At 38.6% G+C, this 23,291-nt stretch carries 23 protein-coding genes; 16 read left to right on the forward strand and 7 right to left on the reverse strand.

Features of this window, described 5'->3' with window-relative positions; all coding sequences use genetic code 11:
* Positions 1-162: 162 nt before the first annotated feature.
* From cytR to rraA, 6 genes are all read left to right on the forward strand, one after another.
* Complete coding sequence (cytR, locus tag ACNART_RS14460; protein WP_198632497.1) at positions 163-1,194, forward strand: DNA-binding transcriptional regulator CytR; 1,032 nt, start codon at positions 163-165, stop codon at positions 1,192-1,194.
* Between the two features lie 70 nt (positions 1,195-1,264).
* On the forward strand, positions 1,265-2,056 hold the full coding sequence (locus ACNART_RS14465) for an SPOR domain-containing protein (protein WP_198630433.1): 792 nt from the start codon (positions 1,265-1,267) through the stop codon (positions 2,054-2,056).
* Between the two features lie 112 nt (positions 2,057-2,168).
* Positions 2,169-2,699 (forward strand): ATP-dependent protease subunit HslV, encoded by a 531-nt coding sequence (gene hslV, locus ACNART_RS14470; RefSeq protein ID WP_006534149.1) that lies wholly within the window; start codon positions 2,169-2,171, stop codon positions 2,697-2,699.
* Positions 2,700-2,711: 12 nt separating this feature from the next.
* The gene (gene hslU / locus ACNART_RS14475; protein WP_099073971.1) at positions 2,712-4,046 is read left to right on the forward strand and encodes an HslU--HslV peptidase ATPase subunit; all 1,335 of its coding nucleotides are present in this window, start codon (positions 2,712-2,714) and stop codon (positions 4,044-4,046) included.
* 97 nt (positions 4,047-4,143) lie between these two features.
* Positions 4,144-5,061, forward strand: a complete 918-nt coding sequence (locus ACNART_RS14480) for a 1,4-dihydroxy-2-naphthoate polyprenyltransferase (protein ID WP_109373415.1) — start codon at positions 4,144-4,146, stop codon at positions 5,059-5,061.
* A 109-nt stretch (positions 5,062-5,170) separates the two neighbouring features.
* Positions 5,171-5,674, forward strand: coding sequence for a ribonuclease E activity regulator RraA (gene rraA / locus ACNART_RS14485; protein ID WP_100157725.1), 504 nt, complete (start codon positions 5,171-5,173; stop codon positions 5,672-5,674).
* Between the two features lie 93 nt (positions 5,675-5,767).
* Here rraA and zapB read toward each other — a convergent pair whose 3' ends face one another.
* The gene (gene zapB, locus ACNART_RS14490) at positions 5,768-6,010 is read right to left on the reverse strand and encodes a septal ring assembly protein ZapB (RefSeq protein ID WP_109373414.1); all 243 of its coding nucleotides are present in this window, start codon (positions 6,008-6,010) and stop codon (positions 5,768-5,770) included.
* Between the two features lie 294 nt (positions 6,011-6,304).
* Here zapB and ACNART_RS14495 point away from each other — a divergent pair, with 294 nt between their 5' ends.
* Together ACNART_RS14495 and glpK are read left to right on the forward strand one after the other, a co-directional pair.
* A complete protein-coding gene (locus ACNART_RS14495) occupies positions 6,305-7,120 on the forward strand; it encodes an MIP/aquaporin family protein (RefSeq protein ID WP_198620347.1) in 816 nt (271 codons plus the stop codon).
* Between the two features lie 42 nt (positions 7,121-7,162).
* Positions 7,163-8,695: a glycerol kinase GlpK gene (glpK, locus tag ACNART_RS14500; RefSeq protein ID WP_151436595.1), complete on the forward strand. Its 1,533-nt coding sequence runs from the start codon at positions 7,163-7,165 to the stop codon at positions 8,693-8,695.
* A gap of 116 nt (positions 8,696-8,811) precedes the next feature.
* Here the strand turns inward: glpK and emrD are convergent, their stop codons facing one another.
* Complete coding sequence (emrD, locus tag ACNART_RS14505) at positions 8,812-9,996, reverse strand: multidrug efflux MFS transporter EmrD (RefSeq protein ID WP_198620346.1); 1,185 nt, start codon at positions 9,994-9,996, stop codon at positions 8,812-8,814.
* Positions 9,997-10,333: 337 nt separating this feature from the next.
* Here emrD and fpr point away from each other — a divergent pair, with 337 nt between their 5' ends.
* Positions 10,334-11,080: a ferredoxin--NADP(+) reductase gene (gene fpr, locus ACNART_RS14510; RefSeq protein ID WP_198620345.1), complete on the forward strand. Its 747-nt coding sequence runs from the start codon at positions 10,334-10,336 to the stop codon at positions 11,078-11,080.
* A 73-nt stretch (positions 11,081-11,153) separates the two neighbouring features.
* Here the strand turns inward: fpr and ACNART_RS14515 are convergent, their stop codons facing one another.
* Complete coding sequence (locus tag ACNART_RS14515) at positions 11,154-11,585, reverse strand: DUF805 domain-containing protein (RefSeq protein WP_198620344.1); 432 nt, start codon at positions 11,583-11,585, stop codon at positions 11,154-11,156.
* Between the two features lie 97 nt (positions 11,586-11,682).
* Between ACNART_RS14515 and ACNART_RS14520 the strand changes: the two genes are divergently transcribed.
* On the forward strand, positions 11,683-12,318 hold the full coding sequence (locus ACNART_RS14520; RefSeq protein WP_198620343.1) for a DUF1454 family protein: 636 nt from the start codon (positions 11,683-11,685) through the stop codon (positions 12,316-12,318).
* Between the two features lie 106 nt (positions 12,319-12,424).
* Positions 12,425-13,195 (forward strand): triose-phosphate isomerase, encoded by a 771-nt coding sequence (gene tpiA / locus ACNART_RS14525; RefSeq protein ID WP_069366847.1) that lies wholly within the window; start codon positions 12,425-12,427, stop codon positions 13,193-13,195.
* Positions 13,196-13,296: 101 nt separating this feature from the next.
* Here the strand turns inward: tpiA and ACNART_RS14530 are convergent, their stop codons facing one another.
* Positions 13,297-14,298 (reverse strand): sulfate ABC transporter substrate-binding protein, encoded by a 1,002-nt coding sequence (locus tag ACNART_RS14530; RefSeq protein WP_198620342.1) that lies wholly within the window; start codon positions 14,296-14,298, stop codon positions 13,297-13,299.
* 257 nt (positions 14,299-14,555) lie between these two features.
* The gene (gene pfkA, locus ACNART_RS14535) at positions 14,556-15,533 is read right to left on the reverse strand and encodes a 6-phosphofructokinase (protein ID WP_075673000.1); all 978 of its coding nucleotides are present in this window, start codon (positions 15,531-15,533) and stop codon (positions 14,556-14,558) included.
* A gap of 531 nt (positions 15,534-16,064) precedes the next feature.
* Between pfkA and fabG the strand changes: the two genes are divergently transcribed.
* Both fabG and ACNART_RS14545 read left to right on the forward strand, forming a co-directional pair.
* Positions 16,065-16,820 (forward strand): 3-oxoacyl-ACP reductase FabG, encoded by a 756-nt coding sequence (gene fabG, locus ACNART_RS14540; protein WP_006534171.1) that lies wholly within the window; start codon positions 16,065-16,067, stop codon positions 16,818-16,820.
* A 126-nt stretch (positions 16,821-16,946) separates the two neighbouring features.
* A complete protein-coding gene (locus ACNART_RS14545) occupies positions 16,947-18,110 on the forward strand; it encodes a glycosyltransferase (protein ID WP_368927746.1) in 1,164 nt (387 codons plus the stop codon).
* 99 nt (positions 18,111-18,209) lie between these two features.
* Here ACNART_RS14545 and tnpA read toward each other — a convergent pair whose 3' ends face one another.
* Both tnpA and cpxP read right to left on the reverse strand, forming a co-directional pair.
* Positions 18,210-18,665 (reverse strand): IS200/IS605 family transposase, encoded by a 456-nt coding sequence (gene tnpA, locus ACNART_RS14550; RefSeq protein WP_198620339.1) that lies wholly within the window; start codon positions 18,663-18,665, stop codon positions 18,210-18,212.
* A gap of 128 nt (positions 18,666-18,793) precedes the next feature.
* Entirely contained in the window at positions 18,794-19,357 is a 564-nt protein-coding gene (gene cpxP, locus ACNART_RS14555; protein ID WP_109373406.1) for a cell-envelope stress modulator CpxP, read from the reverse strand.
* A 198-nt stretch (positions 19,358-19,555) separates the two neighbouring features.
* On the opposite strand from cpxP, the gene cpxR reads away from it, so the two are divergent.
* From cpxR to ACNART_RS14570, 3 genes are all read left to right on the forward strand, one after another.
* Positions 19,556-20,254 carry an envelope stress response regulator transcription factor CpxR gene (cpxR, locus tag ACNART_RS14560; protein ID WP_023583423.1) on the forward strand — a complete coding sequence of 233 codons (699 nt, stop codon included), beginning with the start codon at positions 19,556-19,558 and terminating at the stop codon, positions 20,252-20,254.
* A gap of 12 nt (positions 20,255-20,266) precedes the next feature.
* Entirely contained in the window at positions 20,267-21,658 is a 1,392-nt protein-coding gene (gene cpxA / locus ACNART_RS14565) for an envelope stress sensor histidine kinase CpxA (protein ID WP_198620338.1), read from the forward strand.
* Positions 21,659-22,037: 379 nt separating this feature from the next.
* Positions 22,038-23,282 (forward strand): hypothetical protein, encoded by a 1,245-nt coding sequence (locus ACNART_RS14570; protein WP_368927749.1) that lies wholly within the window; start codon positions 22,038-22,040, stop codon positions 23,280-23,282.
* The last annotated feature ends 9 nt before the right edge of the window (positions 23,283-23,291 follow it).

Here is a 23,291-nt window from a genome sequence, read left to right on the forward strand (position 1 = left end):
CAAACTAGGTAACAGTATCTATTTAAAAAGTGGGTAGAATAACAATTTAGAATATTTCTTGAATTAAAAACCGTCGATAAAATCCTTTTTTGAATATTGGCGGTTTTTTTGCAACAAAAAAGCAATCGTTTAACTAAACCATCCAGAAGGGAGGTATGGGGTTTGCAACAGAATAATAAAGATAATACGCAAGCAACAATGAAAGATGTTGCCTTTGCAGCCGGCGTGTCCACAGCAACTGTGTCACGTACTTTAATGAATCCGGAAAAAGTATCCTCACAAACCCGTCAGAAAGTTGAACAGGCTGTTCTTGATGTGGGCTATTACCCACATAACCTGTCAAAAAACCTTAAGCGTAACGAGTCAAAAACGATCCTTGTGATCGTACCTAACATCAGCGATCCATTTTTTACTGATGTTGTGTGTGGCATCGAAGAAACCGCTGCTCAACATGGTTATCTCGTGTTAATTGGTGATTGTAAACATCAGCAAAAACATGAAAATGCCTTTATTAATCTCATTATCACCAAACAAATTGACGGTATGTTACTTCTTGGCTCACATATCCCTTTTGATGTTTCCAAAGAAGAACAGAAAAATTTACCACCGATGATCATGGCAAATGAGTTTGCGCCTGAACTCGAATTACCTACCGTGCATATTGATAATCTCACGGCATCTTTTAGAGCAACACACTATTTACAGCAAATGGGTCATAAGCGTATTGCATGTATTACAGGCCCTGAAGATATGCCTTTATGTCGTTATCGCTTACAAGGCTATATTCAAGCTATGCGTAGAACAGGCGTACCTTTGCGTGAAGATTATATTATCCGTGGTGATTTTACCCATGAAAGCGGTGCAGAAAGTCTGAAAAAGCTGATTTCTTTACCTGAGCCACCAACAGCCGTGTTCTGTCATAGTGATATTATGGCAATTGGCGTTATGTGGCAGGCGAAAAAATTAGGATTAGAGCTCCCTAAAGATCTCTCTGTGATTGGTTTTGATAATCTTGATATCACACGTTATAGCGAACCAGCCCTAACAACAATGGAGCAACCTCGTTATCAAATTGGTCGTGAATCTATGTTGTTATTACTCGATCAACTACAAGGTAGACCTGTTGCACCTGGTTCTCGCTTATTAGATTGTGAGCTAATTATAAGAGAGAGTGTCTGTCGGCTTAAAAGCTAGGCAAAACACACTATGTTAAGTAACATATCGTTTGTGATACCTATTCCTTTAATTATCAGCGAATCGAACTGTGGCACAACGAGACTATGTGGGACGAGGGCAGACATCTGCTCGTCGTAAAAAGACAACGAAAAGTAAAAGCAAAAAGGCTGCTAAAGGGCTGCCTTTAACGACGCTTATTGCGGCAATCGCTATTGTGGCGCTGTTTATCGGCGGCCTCTATTTTATTACACATGATAAAAAAGAAGCCGTAGAAACAACGCCAACCATCACTGGGCAACATCCAGCGAATAGCCTACCGCCAAAACCGCAAGAGCGTTGGCAATATATTAAAGAATTGGAAAATCGTCAGGTCGGTACGCCTTTACAGCCTGAATATCCTTCATCGGGTAGCCAGATTAATCCGAAAGCAACACTTTCGCCTGAGCAGTTACGTTTTTTACAACAAATTGAAGCGGATAAGCGTCAACCTGCTGTTCAACTGCCAGAAGTGCCTTACAATGGTGAAGTACCGCGCTCACAAGTGGTTGTAACACCACCTGCAACAACAACACCTTCTGTTGCACAACAGCCTGTACAAACTCAACCACCGCAAGTACCTGCAATTGTTACACCGCCTAAACCTGCTGTTACTGAAGCAAACTTTTTAGTGCAATGCGGCTCATTTAAAAATACCGAACAAGCTGAATCAGTGAGAGCAACTCTGGCTTTTTCTGGTGTTGAAAGCCGAGTAACGAAAGGAAATGATGGTTGGATCCGCGTCTTATCAGGTCCTTACAGTAAAGAACAAGCCAACTCTGTGAGTAGACAAGCAGCTGGAGCTGGCGTATCAGGTTGTATTCTTCGCTCTTCTGGGGGTTGAAAAATAAATTTTCTCCCCCACCTATAATTCTAATTCACACAACGGGCAGTGCTTTATCTTAAATAAAGACACTTCCCGTCTCATTTTTATTGATTAAACCAGGGGCTGACTCATGACTACAATCGTAAGTGTTCGCCGTAAGGGCCAAGTTGTAATCGGTGGTGATGGACAGGCGACGATGGGTAATACCGTCATGAAAGGCAATGTTCGCAAAGTACGCCGTCTTTATAACGACAAAGTCATTGCGGGATTTGCTGGCGGCACTGCTGATGCTTTTACTCTTTTTGAACTGTTTGAGCGCAAATTAGAACTTCACCAAGGGCATTTAACTAAAGCTGCGGTAGAACTTGCTAAAGATTGGCGCACAGACAGAATGCTACGCAAATTAGAAGCGTTGCTTGCTGTTGCAGATGAAAATACATCTCTTATCATCACAGGTAATGGTGATGTGGTTCAACCAGAAAACGATTTAATTGCTATCGGTTCCGGTGGCCCTTATGCACAAGCAGCGGCTAGAGCTATGCTAGAAAATACTGAACTTTCTGCACGAGAAATTGCTGAGAAAGCACTTAGCATCGCTGGAGATATCTGTATTTACACTAACCATAATGTCAACTTTGAAGAACTCTCTTCAAAAGAGTAAGGATTAGAGAGCATGTCTGAAATGACTCCTCGCGAAATTGCCAGTGAACTTGATAGATTTATTATTGGTCAAGATAAAGCGAAACGTGCTGTGGCGATTGCCCTACGTAACCGCTGGCGTCGTATGCAGCTTGATGAAGCGCTACGCCATGAAGTCACACCTAAAAATATTCTGATGATTGGACCTACCGGTGTCGGTAAAACTGAAATTGCACGCCGTTTAGCAAAATTGGCAAATGCACCTTTCATCAAAGTCGAAGCAACTAAATTCACCGAAGTGGGTTATGTGGGTAAAGAAGTCGATTCTATTATCCGTGACTTAACCGACTCTGCGGTAAAAATGGTACGTAGCCAAGCAATTGAAAAAAATCGCTTCCGCGCTGAGGAAATGGCTGAAGAACGTATCCTTGATGTACTTATTCCACCAGCAAAAAATAACTGGGGCGTAACAGAACAAGCATCAGAACCTTCAGCTGCACGTCAATCTTTCCGTAAAAAATTACGTGAAGGCCAATTAGACGATAAAGAGATTGAAATTGAGTTATCTGCAACACCAATGGGTGTTGAAATTATGGCTCCTCCAGGAATGGAAGAGATGACGAACCAATTACAATCTATGTTCCAAAATTTAGCGGGACAAAAGCAAAAAGCGCGCAAGATGAAAATCAAAGATGCGTTTAAGCTTATTGTTGAAGAAGAAGCTGCTAAATTAGTTAACCCTGAAGAGCTTAAACAGCAAGCTATTGATGCGGTAGAACAACACGGTATCGTCTTTATTGATGAAGTAGATAAAATCTGTAAACGTGGTGGACAAAGTTCTGGCCCTGACGTTTCTCGTGAAGGTGTACAGCGTGACCTCTTACCACTGGTTGAAGGTTGTACAGTTTCAACAAAACACGGTATGGTAAAAACAGACCATATTCTGTTTATTGCATCAGGCGCTTTCCAAGTTTCAAGTCCTTCTGATTTAATTCCTGAATTACAAGGACGTCTGCCAATTCGTGTTGAACTTCAAGCGCTGACAGCAGAAGATTTTGAGCGTATTCTAACTGAACCTAATGCATCGTTAACAAAACAGTATGAAGCATTAATGGCAACCGAAGGTGTGTCTATTAGCTTCACCGAAGACGGTATTCGCAAAATTGCTGAATCAGCATGGCGCGTAAACGAAACCACTGAAAATATCGGTGCTCGTCGTTTGCATACTGTTTTAGAGCGTTTGATGGAAGAAATTTCCTACGATGCAAGTGAACGTCAAGGTCAATCAGTATTGATTGATGCAGAATATGTGAAACAGCATCTGGATGAGCTTGTCGCAGATGAAGATCTGAGTCGATTTATTTTATAATCAACTTGTGCGATCCTTATCAGCAATATTTACGTGGGAGGCTTGCCTCCCATTCTTATTTTTATAATAACAACGAACATGAGTATCGAATTTCAGCATGAGCTCTCTAAATTCCACTAGCCGGACCCAAGCCTGGCTTGAAAGTTTACGACCCAAAACTCTACCTTTAGGGTTAATTGCCATTGTGACTGGTTCCGCATTAGCGTATTGGATGGGTCATTTTGAGCTACCTATTGCACTGCTTGCTATATTGACAGCAGGAACGTTACAGATCTTATCAAACCTTGCCAATGACTATGGTGATGCCGTAAAAGGAACAGATACTGAAGAGCGTTTAGGGCCACTTCGTGGAATGCAAAAAGGCATAATAACAGCGGCTCAAATGAAAAAAGCGCTGATCCTAAATGTTATTATTTCCTGTATCTGTGGTATTGCACTGATTATTGTCGCCTGTAAAAAGCCAGAAGATGCTATTGGCTTCTTAGTGATGGGTTTACTCGCTATTGTTGCTGCGATTACTTATACCGTGGGTAAGCGCCCTTATGGTTATATGGGGCTGGGTGATATCTCTGTTTTAATTTTCTTTGGCTGGTTAAGTGTCATCGGAACTTATTACTTACAATCCAACACTTTTGATATTGTTACCCTACTTCCTGCCACAGCCTGTGGTTTACTTTCTGTCGCTGTTCTAAACATTAATAATATGCGAGATTTAGAAAGTGATATTCAGGCAGGTAAACATACATTAGCTGTTCGTTTAGGCCCTGCTGGCTCACGAACTTACCATACGTGTGTTATTTTTCTCTCTATTGCCTGCTTAATTATCTTCACTCTACTTTATATGCATCGCTGGACCGCGTGGTTATTTTTACTCGCCACCCCTATGCTTTTACTGCATATCAAACGTGTGAATGCCGATCATTCAGGTGAGGCGATGCGTCCACTACTCGAACATATGGTAAAAGCAGCACTGTTAACTAACGTTCTTTTCTCTTTAGGTTTAGTTTTAGAATAATTTCACTCGATTGTTGATTTGACTCACTGAATTTTCAGTGAGTCTTTTGCCAACCGCCCCTGTTAAGGGATATACTGGACTTTCCTGTGGCAACCTGACGTAATCTCCTATGAAATATGATACTTCTGAACTCTGTGATATCTATCAAGAAGATATCAATGTCGTAGAACCGCTTTTCTCAAACTTTGGTGGTCAAAGTGCCTTTAACGGGCAAATCATCACCGTTAAATGTTTTGAAGATAATGGCCTGCTTTATGACTTACTCGAAGAAAATGGCAAGGGTCGTATTCTTTTGGTCGATGGCGGTGGCTCTGTACGTAAAGCCTTAGTTGATGCTGAACTAGCGCGACTTGCTGTTTCTAATGAATGGGAAGGCATTGTCGTTTACGGCGCCGTACGTCAAGTTGATGCATTATCAGAGCTTGATTTAGGTATTCAAGCAATGGCTGCTATTCCTGCGGGTTGCCAAAGTGAAGGCATTGGTGAAAGTGATATCCGTGTTAACTTCGGTGGTGTTACCTTCTTCTCTGGTGATTATCTTTATGCTGATAACACAGGGATCATTTTATCTGAAGAGCCATTAGGCTTAGATGAAGATTTGATTGAAGAGTAATTGTTACTTTTTATCTGCGTTCTTACGATTTCAATACTCAAAAGCCACCTAACGGTGGCTTTTGTTTTTTAGGCTTTAAGCAAATAAAGACAATTATTGCACGTCTTCCATTTTGCCTAACAGCGCGCGTAAACGCTCTTGCCAAGTTGATTGCTCTTGTTTCAGTTCTTCATTTTCACGAACAAGGGCTTCGCGTGATCCTGCTGCTTCTTGAACTTCTTGGCTCAGCGCGTTATTTTTTTCTTTTAACTCTTCGATTTCCATCTGTAATAACGTGATGGTATCAATTGCTTGTTGTACTTTTGATTCTAACTTCTCGAAAACTTCAAATGACATACTGTAATCCCCCATATAATCGATACTTCCGATTGTAAGTAGCCTATCAACAACTGTCTAGCATCTTCCGAGGAATTACATTCTTTTTTCAATTTATCAAAAATACTGGTCAGATCACATTACAAATGTCGAACAAGTCACTAATTAAGAGCGTTTTCACTCATTTTCTTGATGAGACACACAAATTTCAATTTCGCTTATTCTCGTTTACGCTCATTAACGATAAATTCACAGTTATCTTTTCAATTCGAAAAGAATACTAACAATAAATAACCCTCTTTCAGGATAGAATATATGAGCCAGACGAAAACCTCTCTTATGGGTCAATGCATTTCTGAATTTATCGGAACTGCGTTACTAGTCTTCTTTGGTCTTGGTTGTGTTGCTGCGGTACGTATTGCAGGCGCAGAGCTAGGACTGTGGGAGATAAGTATTATCTGGGGGCTGGGTGTTGCCTTAGCCGTTTATCTTACCGCGGGCACATCTGGTGCTCACTTAAACCCGGCAGTTACCGTTGCATTTTGGTTATTTGCTTGCTTTGAACGCAGAAAAGTTATCCCTTATATTATTGCACAAATGTTAGGTGGCTTCTTTGCCGCTGCTATTGTGTATTTTATGTACTACAGTGTTTTCCTCGACTACGAACAAGTTAATGGCATTGTCAGAGGCTCACAAGAAAGTCTCTTCACTGCTGGTGTATTTTCAACTTATCCTGCAGCTCAAATTTCCGTTGTACATGCCTTTTTTGTTGAAGTTATCATTGCCGTTATATTAGTTGGCTTAATTTTAGCCTTAACTGATGATGGCAACGGTGTACCTAAAGGTCCATTAGCACCTTTATTAATTGGTATCTTAATTGCCGTAATCGGTGGTGCATTTGGCCCATTAACTGGATTCGCCTTAAACCCAGCTCGTGACTTTGGTCCAAAACTGGTTGCGTACTTTGCTGGCTGGGGTGATATTGCGCTGACTGGTGGACGTGATATCCCTTATTTCTTAGTTCCAATGATTGCTCCATTTATCGGTGGTATCTTAGGTGCATTGGCTTACCGTAAATTAATTGGCCGTCACTTACCTTGCGATACCTGCAAAATTGAAGACGATAAATAAAATTAAGAGCAATATTGTTGATTATCAGAACAGGTTACTAACATGACGACAGAAACAAATACATCGAATACCGAGAAAAAATACATTGTTGCACTGGATCAGGGTACAACCAGTTCACGCGCCGTAGTCATTGACCACGATGCCAATATCGTCAGTATTTCACAACGTGAATTCACCCAAATCTATCCTAAGCCAGGCTGGGTTGAACACGATCCAATGGAAATTTGGGCGACACAAAGTGCAACCTTAGTTGAAGTATTAGCAAAAGCAGATATTCCATCCGACCACGTTGCAGGTATTGGTATCACAAACCAACGTGAAACCACCATTGTATGGGATAAAGAAACGGGTAAACCTGTTTATAATGCAATTGTATGGCAATGCCGTCGTACTGCGGATTTCTGTACTCGCTTAAAAGATAAAGAAGGTGTTGAAGAATATATCCGTCAAAACACGGGTTTAATGGTTGACCCTTATTTCTCTGGTACAAAATTAAAATGGATCCTCGACAACGTCGAAGGCGCTCGTGAAAAAGCAGAAAAAGGCGAATTGTTATTCGGTACTGTTGATACTTGGTTAGTTTGGAAAATGACACAAGGTCGCGTTCACGTTACAGATTTCACTAACGCCTCACGTACCATGTTATTTAATATCCACTCTTTAGATTGGGATCAAAAAATCCTCGATCTGCTGGATATTCCTCGCAATATGCTACCAAAAGTAGTGCCATCTTCAGAAGTTTATGGCCAAACAAACATTGGTGGTAAAGGGGGGACACGTATTCCTATCGCCGGTATGGCGGGTGACCAACAAGCTGCACTTTATGGTCAGCTTTGCGTACAAAGCGGCATGGCAAAAAATACCTATGGTACGGGTTGCTTCTTACTGATGAATACAGGTAAAGAAGCAGTTCGTTCTAATCATGGTTTGTTAACAACAATTTGTTGTGGTCCTCGCGGTGAAGTGAACTATGCCCTAGAAGGTGCGGTATTCGTTGGTGGTGCTTCTATTCAATGGCTACGTGATGAGCTAAAACTCATTGATGAAGCTACTGACTCTGAATACTTCGCAACTAAAGTTAATGATACTAATGGCGTCTATGTTGTTCCTGCATTTACAGGTTTAGGCGCACCATATTGGGATCCGTATGCTCGTGGTGCTATTTTTGGTTTAACCCGTGGCGCTAACCGTAATCACATTATTCGTGCAACCTTAGAGTCTATCGCTTATCAAACACGCGATGTGCTTGATGCAATGCAAGCTGATTCAGGCGCACGTTTACAATCACTGCGTGTTGATGGTGGTGCTGTTGCCAACAACTTCTTAATGCAGTTCCAATCCGATATTTTAGGTACGCGTGTAGAACGCCCTGTTGTTCGTGAAAGTACCGCATTAGGTGCTGCATTCCTTGCTGGTCTTGCTATCGGTTTTTGGAGTGATTTAGAAGAAGTGAAAAACAAAGCCGCTATTGATAAGGAATTCCGCCCTGGCATCGAAACCACTGAGCGTAACTATCGCTATAACGGCTGGAAAAAAGCCGTCGCTCGCGCTCAAGAATGGGAAGATCGCGGTTAATTCAGTAAAGGTTAATTGCAGTAAAACTGTTTGAGAGAGAAGTAGCCTAGGCTACAAAACCAAAATGCCGAGATTTTTATCTCGGCATTTTTTATTTCAGTCACTACATCAATCAACTAAATAGTATGTTCTTCATGGCTAAAACGATGAGCCAAAGGAAGCCAACAAAGCATAATCACTACTGACATAGCAAACATAATCATACCTAAACTGAATTGATTATGTTGTGGCAGTAAAGCAGAAAACCATGTTGCTACACCGGAACCTACATTTTGTAAACCACCCACCAGTGCACCTGCTGAACCCGCTAAATAAGGGAATGGCTCCATCGCCCCTGTTGTTGCTAATGGGAATAGCATACCTGCACCAAAGAAAAATAGTGCTGCGGGTACTAATAAAGTCCAAATATTAATAATATTTAGCCAACCGGGGATCCACATTAAAATCCCTGCGGATAAACAACAAAACACAGAATGCCACATCAGCTGTACAAAGGTTTTGCCTTCACGGCCTGCATACCAAGCACCAAAAAATGCAGCGGGAATAGGCAAAATAAATAATATACTGATAGTAATACTATTTAATCCCAACACGCCGCCCATCAATACACCGCTTGATGCCTCAAAGACCGCAATACCTGATAACGCACAAATCAGCATAATTAAAAAAGCACTAAAGGTACTGTTTGAAAGCAGTAAGTAAAATGATGATAACATTTTACGCTTTTCAACTTGTACAGGACGTGTTTCAGGCATCCAACGATACATACAGAAAAGAACGCTACTTCCCAATAATAATAAGAAGATATAACACGCATGCCAGCCAAAGAAGTGAGCGACAACACCACCAATCATCGGCGCTAATAATGGGCTAACTAAAACGCCCATATTTAACAAACTATTGGCGTAACGTAATGCAGTTCCTGTATATAAATCACGAGGTTGGGTACGTGTCATTACACCTGCAACACCGGTTCCCATCCCTTGTAAGGTACTTGCAATCACCAGTGTGGTTAAATTTTGCGAGAAAATCGCTACGAGTGTTGATAAACAAAAAATAGTCATACCAACTAAAATAACAGGACGGCGCCCTACTTTGTCGGAAATAGGTCCATAAATTAGCTGTGAAAAACCATAAGAAAAAAGATAGGCGCCCATAACTTGCTGTACCGCTCCGGTTGGCTCACCAAAGTAAACGGCCATATCAGCAATAACAGGAACATAAATAGTTTGAGTCATTTGACCCACAGCAACCAGTGCAATTATCAATAATAATAGATTTGCATGCTCTAACTTTCTCATTTCTTTTCTTTGCTCAAGAATTTCAGATAAATAAATTAACGGACAGGCACACACCACAGAGAATTTATAAAAATAAACTCCGCAAAATGCATGCCTTTTCAAAATGAGACTAAGTTAACAAATTTGGAGAAATTTGCGAGATAGCCAGCAATTTTTGTATGACACCTAATGTCAGAGAAAAACACCATAGCTGTCAATATAAATGTACATATTGTGTCATTGATTGACAAAATCTCAGATAAATAACATCACCACACCATCTTGATAAATAAAAAATCGCTTCCTATTTAGAATAAATAATCAACATAAGCATATTTATCAAAAGGAGATAATCTCTATGGCTAATTGGGTGAATGGAAAAGTTACTCAAGTTCATCACTGGACTGATGCGTTAATGAGTCTTGTCGTCAATGCTCCTATTGATAAGTTTACAGCTGGGCAATTTGCAAAATTAGCGCTAGATATTGATGGCGAGCGAGTACAACGAGCCTACTCTTATGTGAATGCACCTAATGATCCCAATTTAGAGTTCTATCTGGTGACTGTGCCTGATGGAAAATTAAGCCCTAAATTGTGCGCACTAAAAATAGGTGATGAAGTTCTTGTGACCGAACAAGCCAGTGGCTTTTTTGTATTAGAAGAAGTACCCACCGCGAATACACTTTGGATGCTTTCGACAGGTACCGCTATCGGCCCTTTCCTCTCTATTTTACAATTAGGTGAAGATCTTTCTCGATTTGAAAATATCGTTCTTGTCCACGCTGTTCGATATGCTAATGACTTAAGCTATTTACCTTTAATGGAAAAACTCGTTGAACGTTATCAAGGCAAATTACGCATTCAAACCGTTGTCAGCCGTGAAAATCATATTGGCTCATTAACAGGACGTATTCCTGCACTCATTGAAAGTGGGGCTTTAGAAAAAACAGTTGGCCTAACCATCAGCCCAGAAGAGAGCCATATTATGTTGTGTGGTAATCCACAAATGGTCAGAGACACTCAACAACTCTTGAAAGAGCAGCGGGAAATGCGTAAGCATTTACGACGAAAACCCGGGCATATCACCAGTGAGCAATATTGGTAATATGAAAAAGAGAAATAATAATAGGGGCGAATTCTTCTCTTTCGCCCTTATTAATTTATTTTAATAAAAAGTATTAGCGTAAGCGTCGGTAATCCACTTGCTCAGTTTGTTTACCAAAATAGTTTTCACCGTCATTACCAATAAATACACCACAATCAAGCAACATAATCATCCCAATAAAAGAAGGAAGAAAACGTCCAATCGCCCATTGCCAAAAAGGTTCTAAACTACTGGTATCGGCTAATCCTAACATCACGGCAAGTAAGAGTAATAAGAGCCATATTCCTCTTTTATTTCTATCATGCAGTCTTTTTGTAAAAATCGCGCATAAAGGATAAAGAATAAAAAAGATGAGTATCCACGTAACAATAGCTGGTAATGGATAAATCATATCATTAATAATAAATAAGCCTAAAAAAAGAGCAAAACAAGCCCCTAAACCAGCCCAGAAATCACGACGTCCAATTCGTCCTTTGAATGAAAATGCCCAATGTTGTAAGGTCATAAATTCTCAATAATTTACTTAATTTGTGAATTACACTGTCCATTTGGTATCAAATAATACAGACTAGCCAATAACAGCACAGATAAGCGGAGGACAGATGATAAAAGCAAACACACTTTCTACGTTATACCTGATAATCATAAGTATTGCTCTTTGTTTGCCAACTTCTGTTTTTGCAACAGAAATGTCTGTCACACAAAAACAGCCCACTAAAGATGATATTGCCTATCTTAAACAAGATGCACCTGTTTTTGAGATAACCATTCCAGAGCTAAGAGCTAAGTTCAATCAACAAAATCCGTTGTTATCGCTTAACGAATATAAAATTATTACTAATCACGATATTGCGATCCCTCTTGTTAGAGCTGCAACGCGTATTACGCCTTATCTCTATTCATCTGCAATATTAGAGCGCGGGAGTGAAAAAATAAAAAGTTTACAACTCACGCTGATCCACTCCCCAGATTCACCTGAATTAGAAAAAATAAATCGCGAGCTAACAACACAATATATTATCACTTTGATCGCCCAATTTGACTCATCAATAACCCAAGAGCAAATTCAAGAAGCTCTCAATTTATTCGCATTTAAAAATCAAAATTCTGATTACATTAGCCATGATGTGGGTGCTATTCGCTATATTATTGCCCATGAAGATGACCAATTAACCACCTTTGCCATTGAACCGATTAAGCTTTCTTTAAACAGCAAGATCGTTTCAGCTATTCCGTGATAAAAAACAAAGCTATTCTATTCATTGTTCTCTATACTGTTGTGCATCAACAGAATTCGTGTTTATTAGCAAACTAAATTTAAACCACTCGGTTGGAGGAAAAGTTATGCGCCATCCATTAGTCATGGGTAACTGGAAACTCAACGGCAGCATTCATATGGTTCATGAATTAATTGCTGCATTACGTAAAGAAGTTAGCGGTGTTGCGGGTTGTGATGTTGCTATCGCACCACCAGCAGTTTACCTATGCCAAGCACGCCATGAAATTGGTGGAAGCCGTATTGCATTAGGTGCTCAAGATACAGGTGTTAACTTATCAGGTGCTTTCACTGGTGAAACTTCAGCAGAAATGCTGAAAAACGTTGATGTTAAATACGTTATCATTGGTCACTCTGAGCGTCGTACTTATCATAAAGAATCTGACGAGTTTATCGCTCAAAAATTCGGCGTGTTAAAAGAGTTAGGTTTAACACCTGTATTATGTATCGGTGAAACTGAAGCAGAAAATGAAGCAGGCAAAACACAAGAAGTGTGTGCTCGCCAAATTGATGCTGTTTTAAATGCACATGGTGCAGCAGCATTTAAAGATGCCGTTATTGCTTATGAGCCAATTTGGGCTATCGGTACAGGTAAATCTGCAACTCCAGCACAAGCTCAAGCGGTTCATAAATTTATTCGTGATCATATCGCGAAAAAAGATGCTGCTATCGCTGAACAAGTGATCATTCAATACGGTGGCTCTGTTAATGATAAAAATGCAGCCGAACTGTTTGGTCAACCAGACATCGATGGCGCATTAGTTGGTGGCGCTTCACTGAAAGCGGACGCATTTGCCGTTATCGTTAAAGCAGCAGCACAAGCTAAAGCGAAAAAATAATTTTTATCTTTCTGGCCTATGCCATTAATCGATAAAAAATAGAGAAAATCACCTTACTGAAGATAAAGCAGAAGGTGATTTTTTTGTTTCTAGCCGTGTGATCAGCGACGACTTATTTCATCAAACACACCGCCTGTTGCAAAATGTGTTTTCTGTGCAGATTGCCAATCGCCAAAAACGTTATTAAGCGTAAATAACTCTAGTTTTGGAAAACTACTTTGATATTTTTCCGCTATCGCTTTATCTCTAGGGCGATAATAGTTTTTCGCAGCGATTTCTTGTCCTTGTGGTGAATAAAGATACTCTAAATAAGCGGTAGCGATTTCTCGTGTGCCTCGCTTATCAACCACTTTATCAACGACAGAAACGGTAGGCTCTGCAAGAATAGAAACTGATGGAGTAACAATTTCAAATTTATCAGCCCCTAATTCATTAATCGCTAATAAAGCTTCGTTTTCCCATGCAATCAATACATCACCAATGCCCCGTTCAACAAAGGTGTTTGTGGCTCCTCTTGCACCTGAATCTAACACCTCAACTTGCTGATAAAGTGCTTTGACGAAGGCTTTGGCTTTTTCACTGTCTTGATGATTGGCTTTTAATCCATATCCCCACGCTGCAAGATAGTTCCATCTCGCACCGCCTGAGGTTTTTGGATTAGGGGTAATAATTGAAACACCTGGTTTAATTAATGAATCCCAATCGACTATTTGTTTAGGGTTTCCTTTTCTGACCAGAAAAACGATTGTTGACGTGTAAGGGGCTGAATTATCAGGAAGTCGTTTTAGCCACCGTTTATCAATACTCCCTCTTTGAGCGATTGCATCTATGTCATAAGCTAGTGCTAAGGTAACAACATCCGCTTCAATACCATTTATTACCGATGTTGCTTGCTTTCCTGAGCCACCATGTGATTGACGAATAGTCACTTTATCTCCCGTTTTCTGCTCCCAATACTGGCTAAACACTTGATTATACTGCTGATAAAGTTCTCTCGTTGGATCATAAGAGACATTCAATAATTGAATATCTTTAGCCCATAAAATATTGGAAAAAAGTAATGCCATTAAAACGGTTGATAACACACCCCATTGTTTAAACATATCTATCCCCCTATCGTTAAGTATTTAACTAGGCTGACAGAAAGTTTTATAACGATGAAATAACAAAAAGCCGATGGATATACACAACAGGAATATATCTATCAATATAAAGGGGAGCAGAAGAAATAAAGGAGGATAGAGATCGCTAAATGAAATGTTTTCACTCGAGAAACTACTCTGACACAAAAAAGTATCAGAGCAGTTCACGAATAAGGATAGAACTCAGAAAGGCTTTGGTATTACGGTGAGGCTATTGCTTAGTACAATTTTTTCGCTGTTTCATACCAATCAGCCTTAAAGACACGTTTCATATTCATAACCGCATCAATAATATCATGGTGAACCAGTTTTTCGTTTTGAATACCGACACAACGACCGCCATAGCCTTCTAATAGCAGTTGTACAGAGTAAGCACCCATGCGAGAAGCAAGAATACGGTCGTAAGCAACTGGAGAACCACCACGTTGGATATGACCTAATACCGTTGCACGCGTTTCATGTTTAGTTTCAGCTTCAATAAAACGCGCTAATTCATGCACATCACAAACGTGTTCAGTGATTGCAACGATGGCGTGACGTTTACCACGTTCAATACCCGCTTTGATTTCTGCCAATAACTCATCACGATTAAAAGGTAATTCAGATTCAGGCAGAACAACAAATTCACAGCCCCCTGCGATTGCCGCAGACAGTGTTAAGTCACCACAGTAACGTCCCATCACTTCTACGATAGAGATACGTTTGTGAGAAGTTGAAGTATCACGTAAGCGGTCAATGGCTTCAACAGCCGTTTCTAATGCAGTGAAATAGCCGATAGTGTAGTCAGTACCAGCAACATCATTATCGATTGTGCCTGGTAAACCGATACATGGAAAACCTGCTTCCGTTAATTTTTTTGCACCTAAATAAGAACCATCACCACCAATAACAACTAAGGCATCAAGCTCATTTTGTTTCATGTTTTCGATAGCAACAGCACGTACATTGTCTTCACGGAACTCAGGGAAACGAGCAGAACCAAGGAATGTACCACCACGGTTGATCATGTCTGACACGCTAAAACGGTCGAGTTTTTTCATGCGATTTTCGTATAGCCCCATGTAGCCATCCATAATCCCATAAACCTCTAAACCTTCACTTAGTGCGGCACGGACAACACCACGGATCGCGGCATTCATACCTGGTGCATCACCACCACTTGTTAAAACCCCAATTCTTTTGATCCCATTGACCATGATTACCTCTGATTCTTATTCGATGTAATTATTGCAAAATTGTTGGAATAACTTTTTATTTCAATACCGGCTTATCTGGTGTAATTTTCCGATATCGTAAATGCTGAATTGATTCAACAATACCATTGTACGCATATTTTTTACCAGTTCATCATTATCGTACATTTTTTTTCATAAACTTGATGCGCATTAAACTAATCAAGTAGCCTGTATAAATATTATACTAGTCTATCTCAAACGCATTTCGCCAATAAGTTAACACTTTTTATACAGACACTTTACTGCCTTTTTGCATTCATCTCAAAAAAACGCTATTTATGCTAAAAATAGCATCGGCATCTTTTGATAAATATTCAGTTTTCTCTGGTGTGATGTTCTATCTACCGTTTATCTCTCTATTTTGTGATGTCATCCTTTCAACGAAAAAGATGATCTAGGGTACATTTGTGACCAGCAACAAAGTTCTCTGGTTGATTTACCGCTTTTCAATCTAGACTGATACAGTGGAACTCACACTTAATAGGAGGTTTTATGTTTGATTTAACGGGTAAAATCGCTTTGGTTTCAGGTGGTGCAAAAGGCATTGGTAAAGGTATCGTTATCGCCCTAAAAAATAGTGGTGCGAAAGTGATTATTGCCGATATTGATGATGTTGCAGGCAATAAAACAAAACAAGAATTGAATGTTGAGTTTATGCACCTTGATGTCACTCATCAATCTGCCTGCGAAAAAGTGGTTGATGATGTAGTGAAAGAGTACGGTAAACTCGATATTCTTTGTTCCAATACTGGTATTTTCCCTCAAGCCACTATTAAAGAGATGACGGAAGCCGATTGGGATAAAATGCATACCGTTAACCTCAAGGGGATGTTTTTCTTAGTAAAAGCAGCCCTTCGCGTAATGGAAAAACAAAAACAAGGTCGTGTAATTATCACTTCTTCTATTACAGGCGCTATTACGGGTTACCCGGGTTGGAGCCACTATGGTGCAAGTAAAGCAGGACAATTGGGTTTTATGCGTAGCGCAGCACTAGAATATGCACGTCATGGTATTACCATCAATGCTGTGATGCCAGGAAATATCCTCACCGAAGGCTTACAGGCGCAAGGTGAAGCTTATTTAAATCAGATGAAAGCGTCTATTCCAACACATACTTTAGGTGAACCAGAAGATATCGGCTATGCCGCCGCATTCTTTGCGTCGAATGAAGCCAAGTATATTACAGGTCAAACAATTATCGTGGATGGCGGGCAGATTTTACCTGAATCTCCAGAGGCGTTGTTGTAGTATATTTAAGGGTAGAATAATAATCTGCCCTTATTTTTTAATTATAATTTATATAAGATTTTTGAGTTATAACTGATTAGTCGTGTTATTAGGCTATTTAATAAAGAATGGAACAGGTTTAGTATCATGAAAATACTTCATTTGATTAATTTACAAGGGTTTGGTGGTGCCGAACGTTTGTTTATTGAATATTTAAAAAATAGCTCATTTCAAAATGAGATCTTGTGCACTAGTAACTCTTTAAATAAAAACCTGATCCCTGAGCTTAAGAATTTTAATATAAAATACGCCAATAAAATTGCGTCTACTAAAATAAAATATCCTTCTTTTTTAAGAAAATACGTCTTAATAAAAAAAATTGAAGCAAGCAAAGCCGATGTCACTTTAGTATGGGACTTCGTTCCAAGGTTATCCAGAAAGCCTAAAAACACCAGCTTAGTTTATTATGATCATGGTTGTTCTTGGCGCTATCCTCTTACCAACAAAACACTAGATTTTTTTGGTATGCTCAATAATGCTATAGCTATATCCACAGCATCCAAACGAGTCATGGAATTGAGATTCAATACAACATATGAACCTAAAAAAGTCATTAACCGCTTGCCATTAAAGCCTAGTGAAATAGCAAAAACACTTCATGATGGTAATCAAATTACTCTGGGTACAGCCTCTCGCTTAGTAGGATTAAAAGGGATAGGAATTAGTATTCTCTGTCTATCAGAATTAATAAAATTAAATATAAAAGCAAACTTAATTATTGCGGGTGATGGTGAACAAAGGAATGAATTAGAAGAATTGGCGATACACAACAATGTAAAAGACTATATCAGTTTTATTGGATATCAATCAGATATGGATACATTTTATTCAGATATAGACATTTATCTAAGTACTCCAGTAACAGAACCTTTTGGTTTATCTTGCATTGAAGCTTTAGCTCGAGGTATTCCTGTTATCTATCCTAATATTGATGGACAACCTGAAGCAATAAAAGATAAATATTGTGGTATAGGTATTAAACCGACATTACCTATTCCCGAATATCATAAATTAACAAATTTAGATATTAATTTTCCTTATAAAGTTTATGATCCGATATCTGATACATTAACCGCTCCCAAATTAATATCACCTCAAGATTGTGCTTCATCCATAATAGAAGTTATTAATAATTACGATATTTTTAGCCAAAATGCTATTGATTGGTCAAAAGAAACAACAAATTATAACTTATTTATTAGAGAATTTGAGCATGCCATAAGAGAAAACCAAATCATAAACCACTCGTAAAACGGGTGGTTTGCTCTTACCCTATAAGGCTTGTTACCGATCGCGCCTAAATGACGCTGCTTTCTCTTCGTTCAAGCTAAGTGTCTTTGCTACTTTAGCTTACCCCTTGACGGGGTCTATATATTCTTTACTACTCAATTTATCCGAGATTAAACCCGACTTTTCTTGCTCTCTGATATAATTCTGAATTGTGGCTTCGTTTAGTCCAACTGTCGTGACATAGACCCCTTCTACCCAAAACTTTCTGTTGCCAAATTTATATTTTAGATTGGCATGTCTATCAAAGATCATTAGCGAACTTTTACCCTTCAAATATCCCATGAAACTTGAAACACCTATCTTCGGTGGAATACTCACTAACATATGGACATGGTCTGGCATGAGGCGCCCTTCAATTATTTCCACATCTTTATACTTACAAAGGTCTCTAAGGATCTCTCCTATACTTGCACGAATATTATTAAAAATCACTTTCCGTCTATATTTCGGCGAAAAGGCGATATGGTATTTACACAGCCACGTTGTATGTGCTGAACTTTGTGCTTTAATACCCATCAAAAAAAAAGCCCCTCTCCAGAGGGGCTGCAAAAGACAGGGATGGTGTCTATGGCAAGGAAAAAACTTCGTTGTTGCTACTTACTCTCTAACTAGGTACTACTTTACTACACTACACTCTTACTTCACTACTGATTCTGTTGACCTTGTTGGTCAACAGATGACATTTGCTGTTGGTAATTCTTTTCCAACTGCGCTTTCTGTTCTGGGGTTAACAGCTGATACATTTGGTTATGGACTTTTGCCATTTCAACATGGCGCTCAATTGCTTGTTTATCCATATCTTGCATCTGTGCTCTTACAGCCGCTTCATCAAATTTCTCAGCTGTGACTAATTTATGCATATTCTCATGACGCTGACGGAAATCTCCGTTATATCTGTCTTGATGATGCTGGCGCATTAAATCGCGCATTTGTGTACGTTGTTGCTCAGTTAATGTAATTCCGTTAAACATATAGGAGTCGCCGTAGCCATTCCCCATCATATGTCCACCGTTATTCATCATATGGCCACGTTGTCCACGGTGACCTCTATAATCACGGTCGCCATGCATTCCATTGCCATAACCGCAGTGGTAATTACCATTATACTGTTGCTCAGTAGGCGGATTGGTATTTGTAGTTTCAGCTAATACCATCGTCGGAGCTGCCAAAAACATTGATGCTAGTGCAACTACTGCTACTTTACGCATTGCTTCACTCCTAATTCGGTAAATTAATACCGACCTAATTAATATGACTTCAATGTGTATAATTCATATGTGTAATTCTTTGCTATGTGGATTACTATACCGTTGCGGCTGCAAACTAGCGTCAGAGCGTGTAAAAGAACGTAAAGTCATAGATTCGCGCTATTTATTATCGTATTTTTCTCTTGGAGGAATTGACGAATGCATAAAATCTTATTAGTGGATGACGATCGCGAATTAACATCGCTATTGAAAGAACTGCTTGAAATGGAAGGCTTTAATGTTGTAATCGCCTCTGATGGCGAACAAGCACTTAAACTTTTGGATGCTTCTATCGACTTGTTATTACTGGATATCATGATGCCACGTAAAAACGGGATTGAGACACTCAAAGAATTACGCCAAAATTTCCAGACCCCTGTCATTATGTTAACGGCAAGAGGCAGTGATCTTGACCGAGTACTTGGCTTAGAGCTAGGTGCTGATGACTATTTACCAAAACCTTTTAATGATAGAGAGCTTGTTGCACGTATCAGAGCTATTTTGCGTCGTTCTAATTGGAGCGAACAAAAACAGACTGACAGCAATACATCTCCAACATTACAGGTCGATAAGTTACAACTTAATCCTGGTCGACAAGAAGCAAGTTTTGATAATGAACCGCTAGAGTTAACAGGAACTGAGTTTACTTTGCTTTATTTACTTGCTCAGCATTTAGGACAAGTCGTATCACGTGAACATCTAAGCCAAGAAGTACTTGGCAAGCGCTTAACACCGTTTGATAGAGCGATTGATATGCATATTTCTAATTTACGCCGTAAATTACCAGAAAGAACAGATGGACAACCTTGGTTTAAAACGTTACGTGGCCGTGGTTATCTGATGGTTTCAATAACTTGATAAATATTCTTTATGATAAATAGTCTGTCAGCGCGCATTTTCGCAATATTCTGGCTGACGCTAGCATTAGTTCTCGTGCTAGTTATGATGGTTCCAAAGCTGGACTCGCGCCAGCTTACCCCTCTTTTAGAGAGTGAATACCGTCAAGGCGTTATGCTAGAACAACATATAGAAGCAGAATTAGCTCAAGATCCCGCTAACGATCTCCTTTGGTGGCGTCGATTAATTCGTGCTATTGATAAATGGGCACCACCTGGTCAACGCTTAATCATCGTTACCAGTGAAGGCCGTATCATCGGCGCTCAACGTAATGAGATGCAGGTTGTCAGAAACTTTATTGGCCAATCTGATAACGCCGATCACCCTAAAAAGAAAAAGTATGGCCGTTCTGAGATGTTAGGGCCCTTTTCTGTAAGAGATGGTGAAGATCATTACCAACTTTATCTCGTACGCCCTTCAAGTAGCCCTCAATCTGACTTTATCAACTTATTATTTGATAAACCGCTATTGCTACTCATATTCACCATGCTTATCAGCACACCATTATTAGTATGGCTTTCTTGGAGCTTAGCAAAACCTGCAAGACAACTTAAAAATGCGGCTGATGATGTTGCTAAAGGTAACCTCCGCCCTCACCCAGAGCTAGAGACTGGCCCTCAAGAGTTTTTAGCAGCAGGCACCAGCTTTAATCAGATGATAAGTGCTCTTGAACGTATGGTTGAGGCTCAACAACGTTTAATTTCTGATATTTCTCACGAGTTACGTACACCATTAACACGCTTACAATTAGCTAGCGCATTGTTACGTCGTCGTAGTGGAGAAAGTAAAGAGCTAGAGCGTATTGAAACTGAAACTCAGCGTCTTGATGGCATGATTAATGACTTGCTGGTTCTTTCTCGTAATCAACATAAAAACGAGTTATTACGTGAAACAGTAAAAGCCAATGAATTGTGGGATGATATTTTAGATAACGCTAAATTTGAGGCCGAACAAAGTAATAAAACACTACAAGTGACAACACCGCCGGGGGCATGGCCTATTTACTGTAATCCATATTCTCTGGCTAGTGCATTTGAAAATATCGTTCGTAATGCCTTACGTTATTCCAACTCTCGCATTGAAGTTGCCTTTACTGAGCAGAACCAAGGTATCACCATTATTGTTGATGATGATGGCCCAGGCGTTAGCCCAGAAGATAGAGAGCATATCTTCCGACCGTTCTATCGTACTGATGAAGCAAGAGATCGTGAATCTGGAGGCACAGGCTTAGGTTTAGCGATTGTTGAAACCGCAGTTAGCCAACACAGAGGCCATGTTAAAGCTGACGATAGTCCATTGGGCGGGTTAAGAGTTGAGATTTGGTTACCAAGAGCTGGGGCAAGTAATAAATCAACAACTGCTTAATAGAGTAATTAAACTGTTGTATCAAAATATACTGCCATCTATTGAAGAATAGGTGGCATATTCTTTTAGTTAGCGTTTGTTGATGCAATTCAGAATGATCTGGCTGAATCGACCTCTATTCCGATATTTATATATACTCAATCAATGCTAAAATAGCCAGCTATTACTTGACCGTCTGGTTTGAAGAGTCTACTCTCACTGCGGTTTTTGCATATTGTTAAAGTATGCTTATATAATAAAGCTCTTATATTACAATTAAATAGGAGCTTTTCGAGATAAATTTTGGCGCTCTGGGGGCCGTAAACCCAGTGCGGTAGCTTTGTATACCTATTCATATCAATATTAATAGATACTTATAACTCTCGTTTAATGAGGCATAATGATAATAAATAATACAAAAAAAGACATTAGCTCTGGTGTTTACATATTCATATCTGTACTAACACTATCATTAAATGCATTACTATTTATTCCTTTATTAATAAAAGGAATAATAACAAAACAAAAAAGCACACCTTTATTTACATCGTTCTTCTTTGCATTAATATCATATTATTTTACTCCACCTGAAGAGTTCGATCTATATAGACATTATGAATCTTTTGAATATTTTTTAATAAATAGTGAACCACTACACAAATTAAAAGATCTATATCTATTGTCATTATTTAACATTGGAGAATATTTAAATATAAAAAAAGAGTTTTTATATGCTACATCTACAATCATATATTATTATATAATAACCAGTGTTTTAATTTCATTATTAATAAAAAATGATATAAGAGATAAGACACTAATTTTAATATTAAGTTTTTTATATCTATTTAGTAATACTCTAGTTGAAATTTCCGGATTAAGATTTACAACTGGCTTAGCTTTTTCCATTTTATTTTTATATAAATTTTTTTTAGTAAAAAATAAAAAAACAAGCATATATATATATATGCTTTTAGCCATATTAAGTCATTTTTCATTAATGATAATACCTATAACAATCTTAATATATAAATTATTATCTAAATTATTTATTGATAATAAATTTTCTATATTTTTACTTTTTTTTACTTTATTACTCGGCTTATTTTTTATAAATGATTTAATTTCAATCTTAATTATTAATATTGAAAATACTACGGGTTTATATATTGGAGCTGAGACATATACTGATGGTGCTTGGGGAATAAATAGATTAGACATTCAGAAATATAATTCAACTGGCTTTTTTGTAGAGAAATCAAAACTATATATAACAATATTAATTTCTCTAATAATTTCTATTATTTTAATTTTTTCAAAAAAAGATTATTTAAATGATTTATCAAAATATTTAATACTTCTTACATCTATTAGTTTTTTATTGATTGATTTTGATACTATTTACTTTAGATATCAATCTCTATTAACAATAATAACACTCATGACTATTACAACAAATAAAATAGATTATAAAAAATTAAATTCAGGTTCAACAATATTGATACTATTATACATAAAAACATTACATCAATTTTCGCTGGGTTTTATATCTACTTATTTAAACTATTTATCTGGAATTAATTATACTGATGTCATAGCTAATTCTAATATCATTTCATTTATTGCATATATATGTAATTTTTAATTGGTAACA

It is taken from the genome of Proteus sp. LHD240705, assembly GCF_047921555.1.
In the GTDB taxonomy this organism is placed as follows: Bacteria; Pseudomonadota; Gammaproteobacteria; order Enterobacterales; family Enterobacteriaceae; genus Proteus.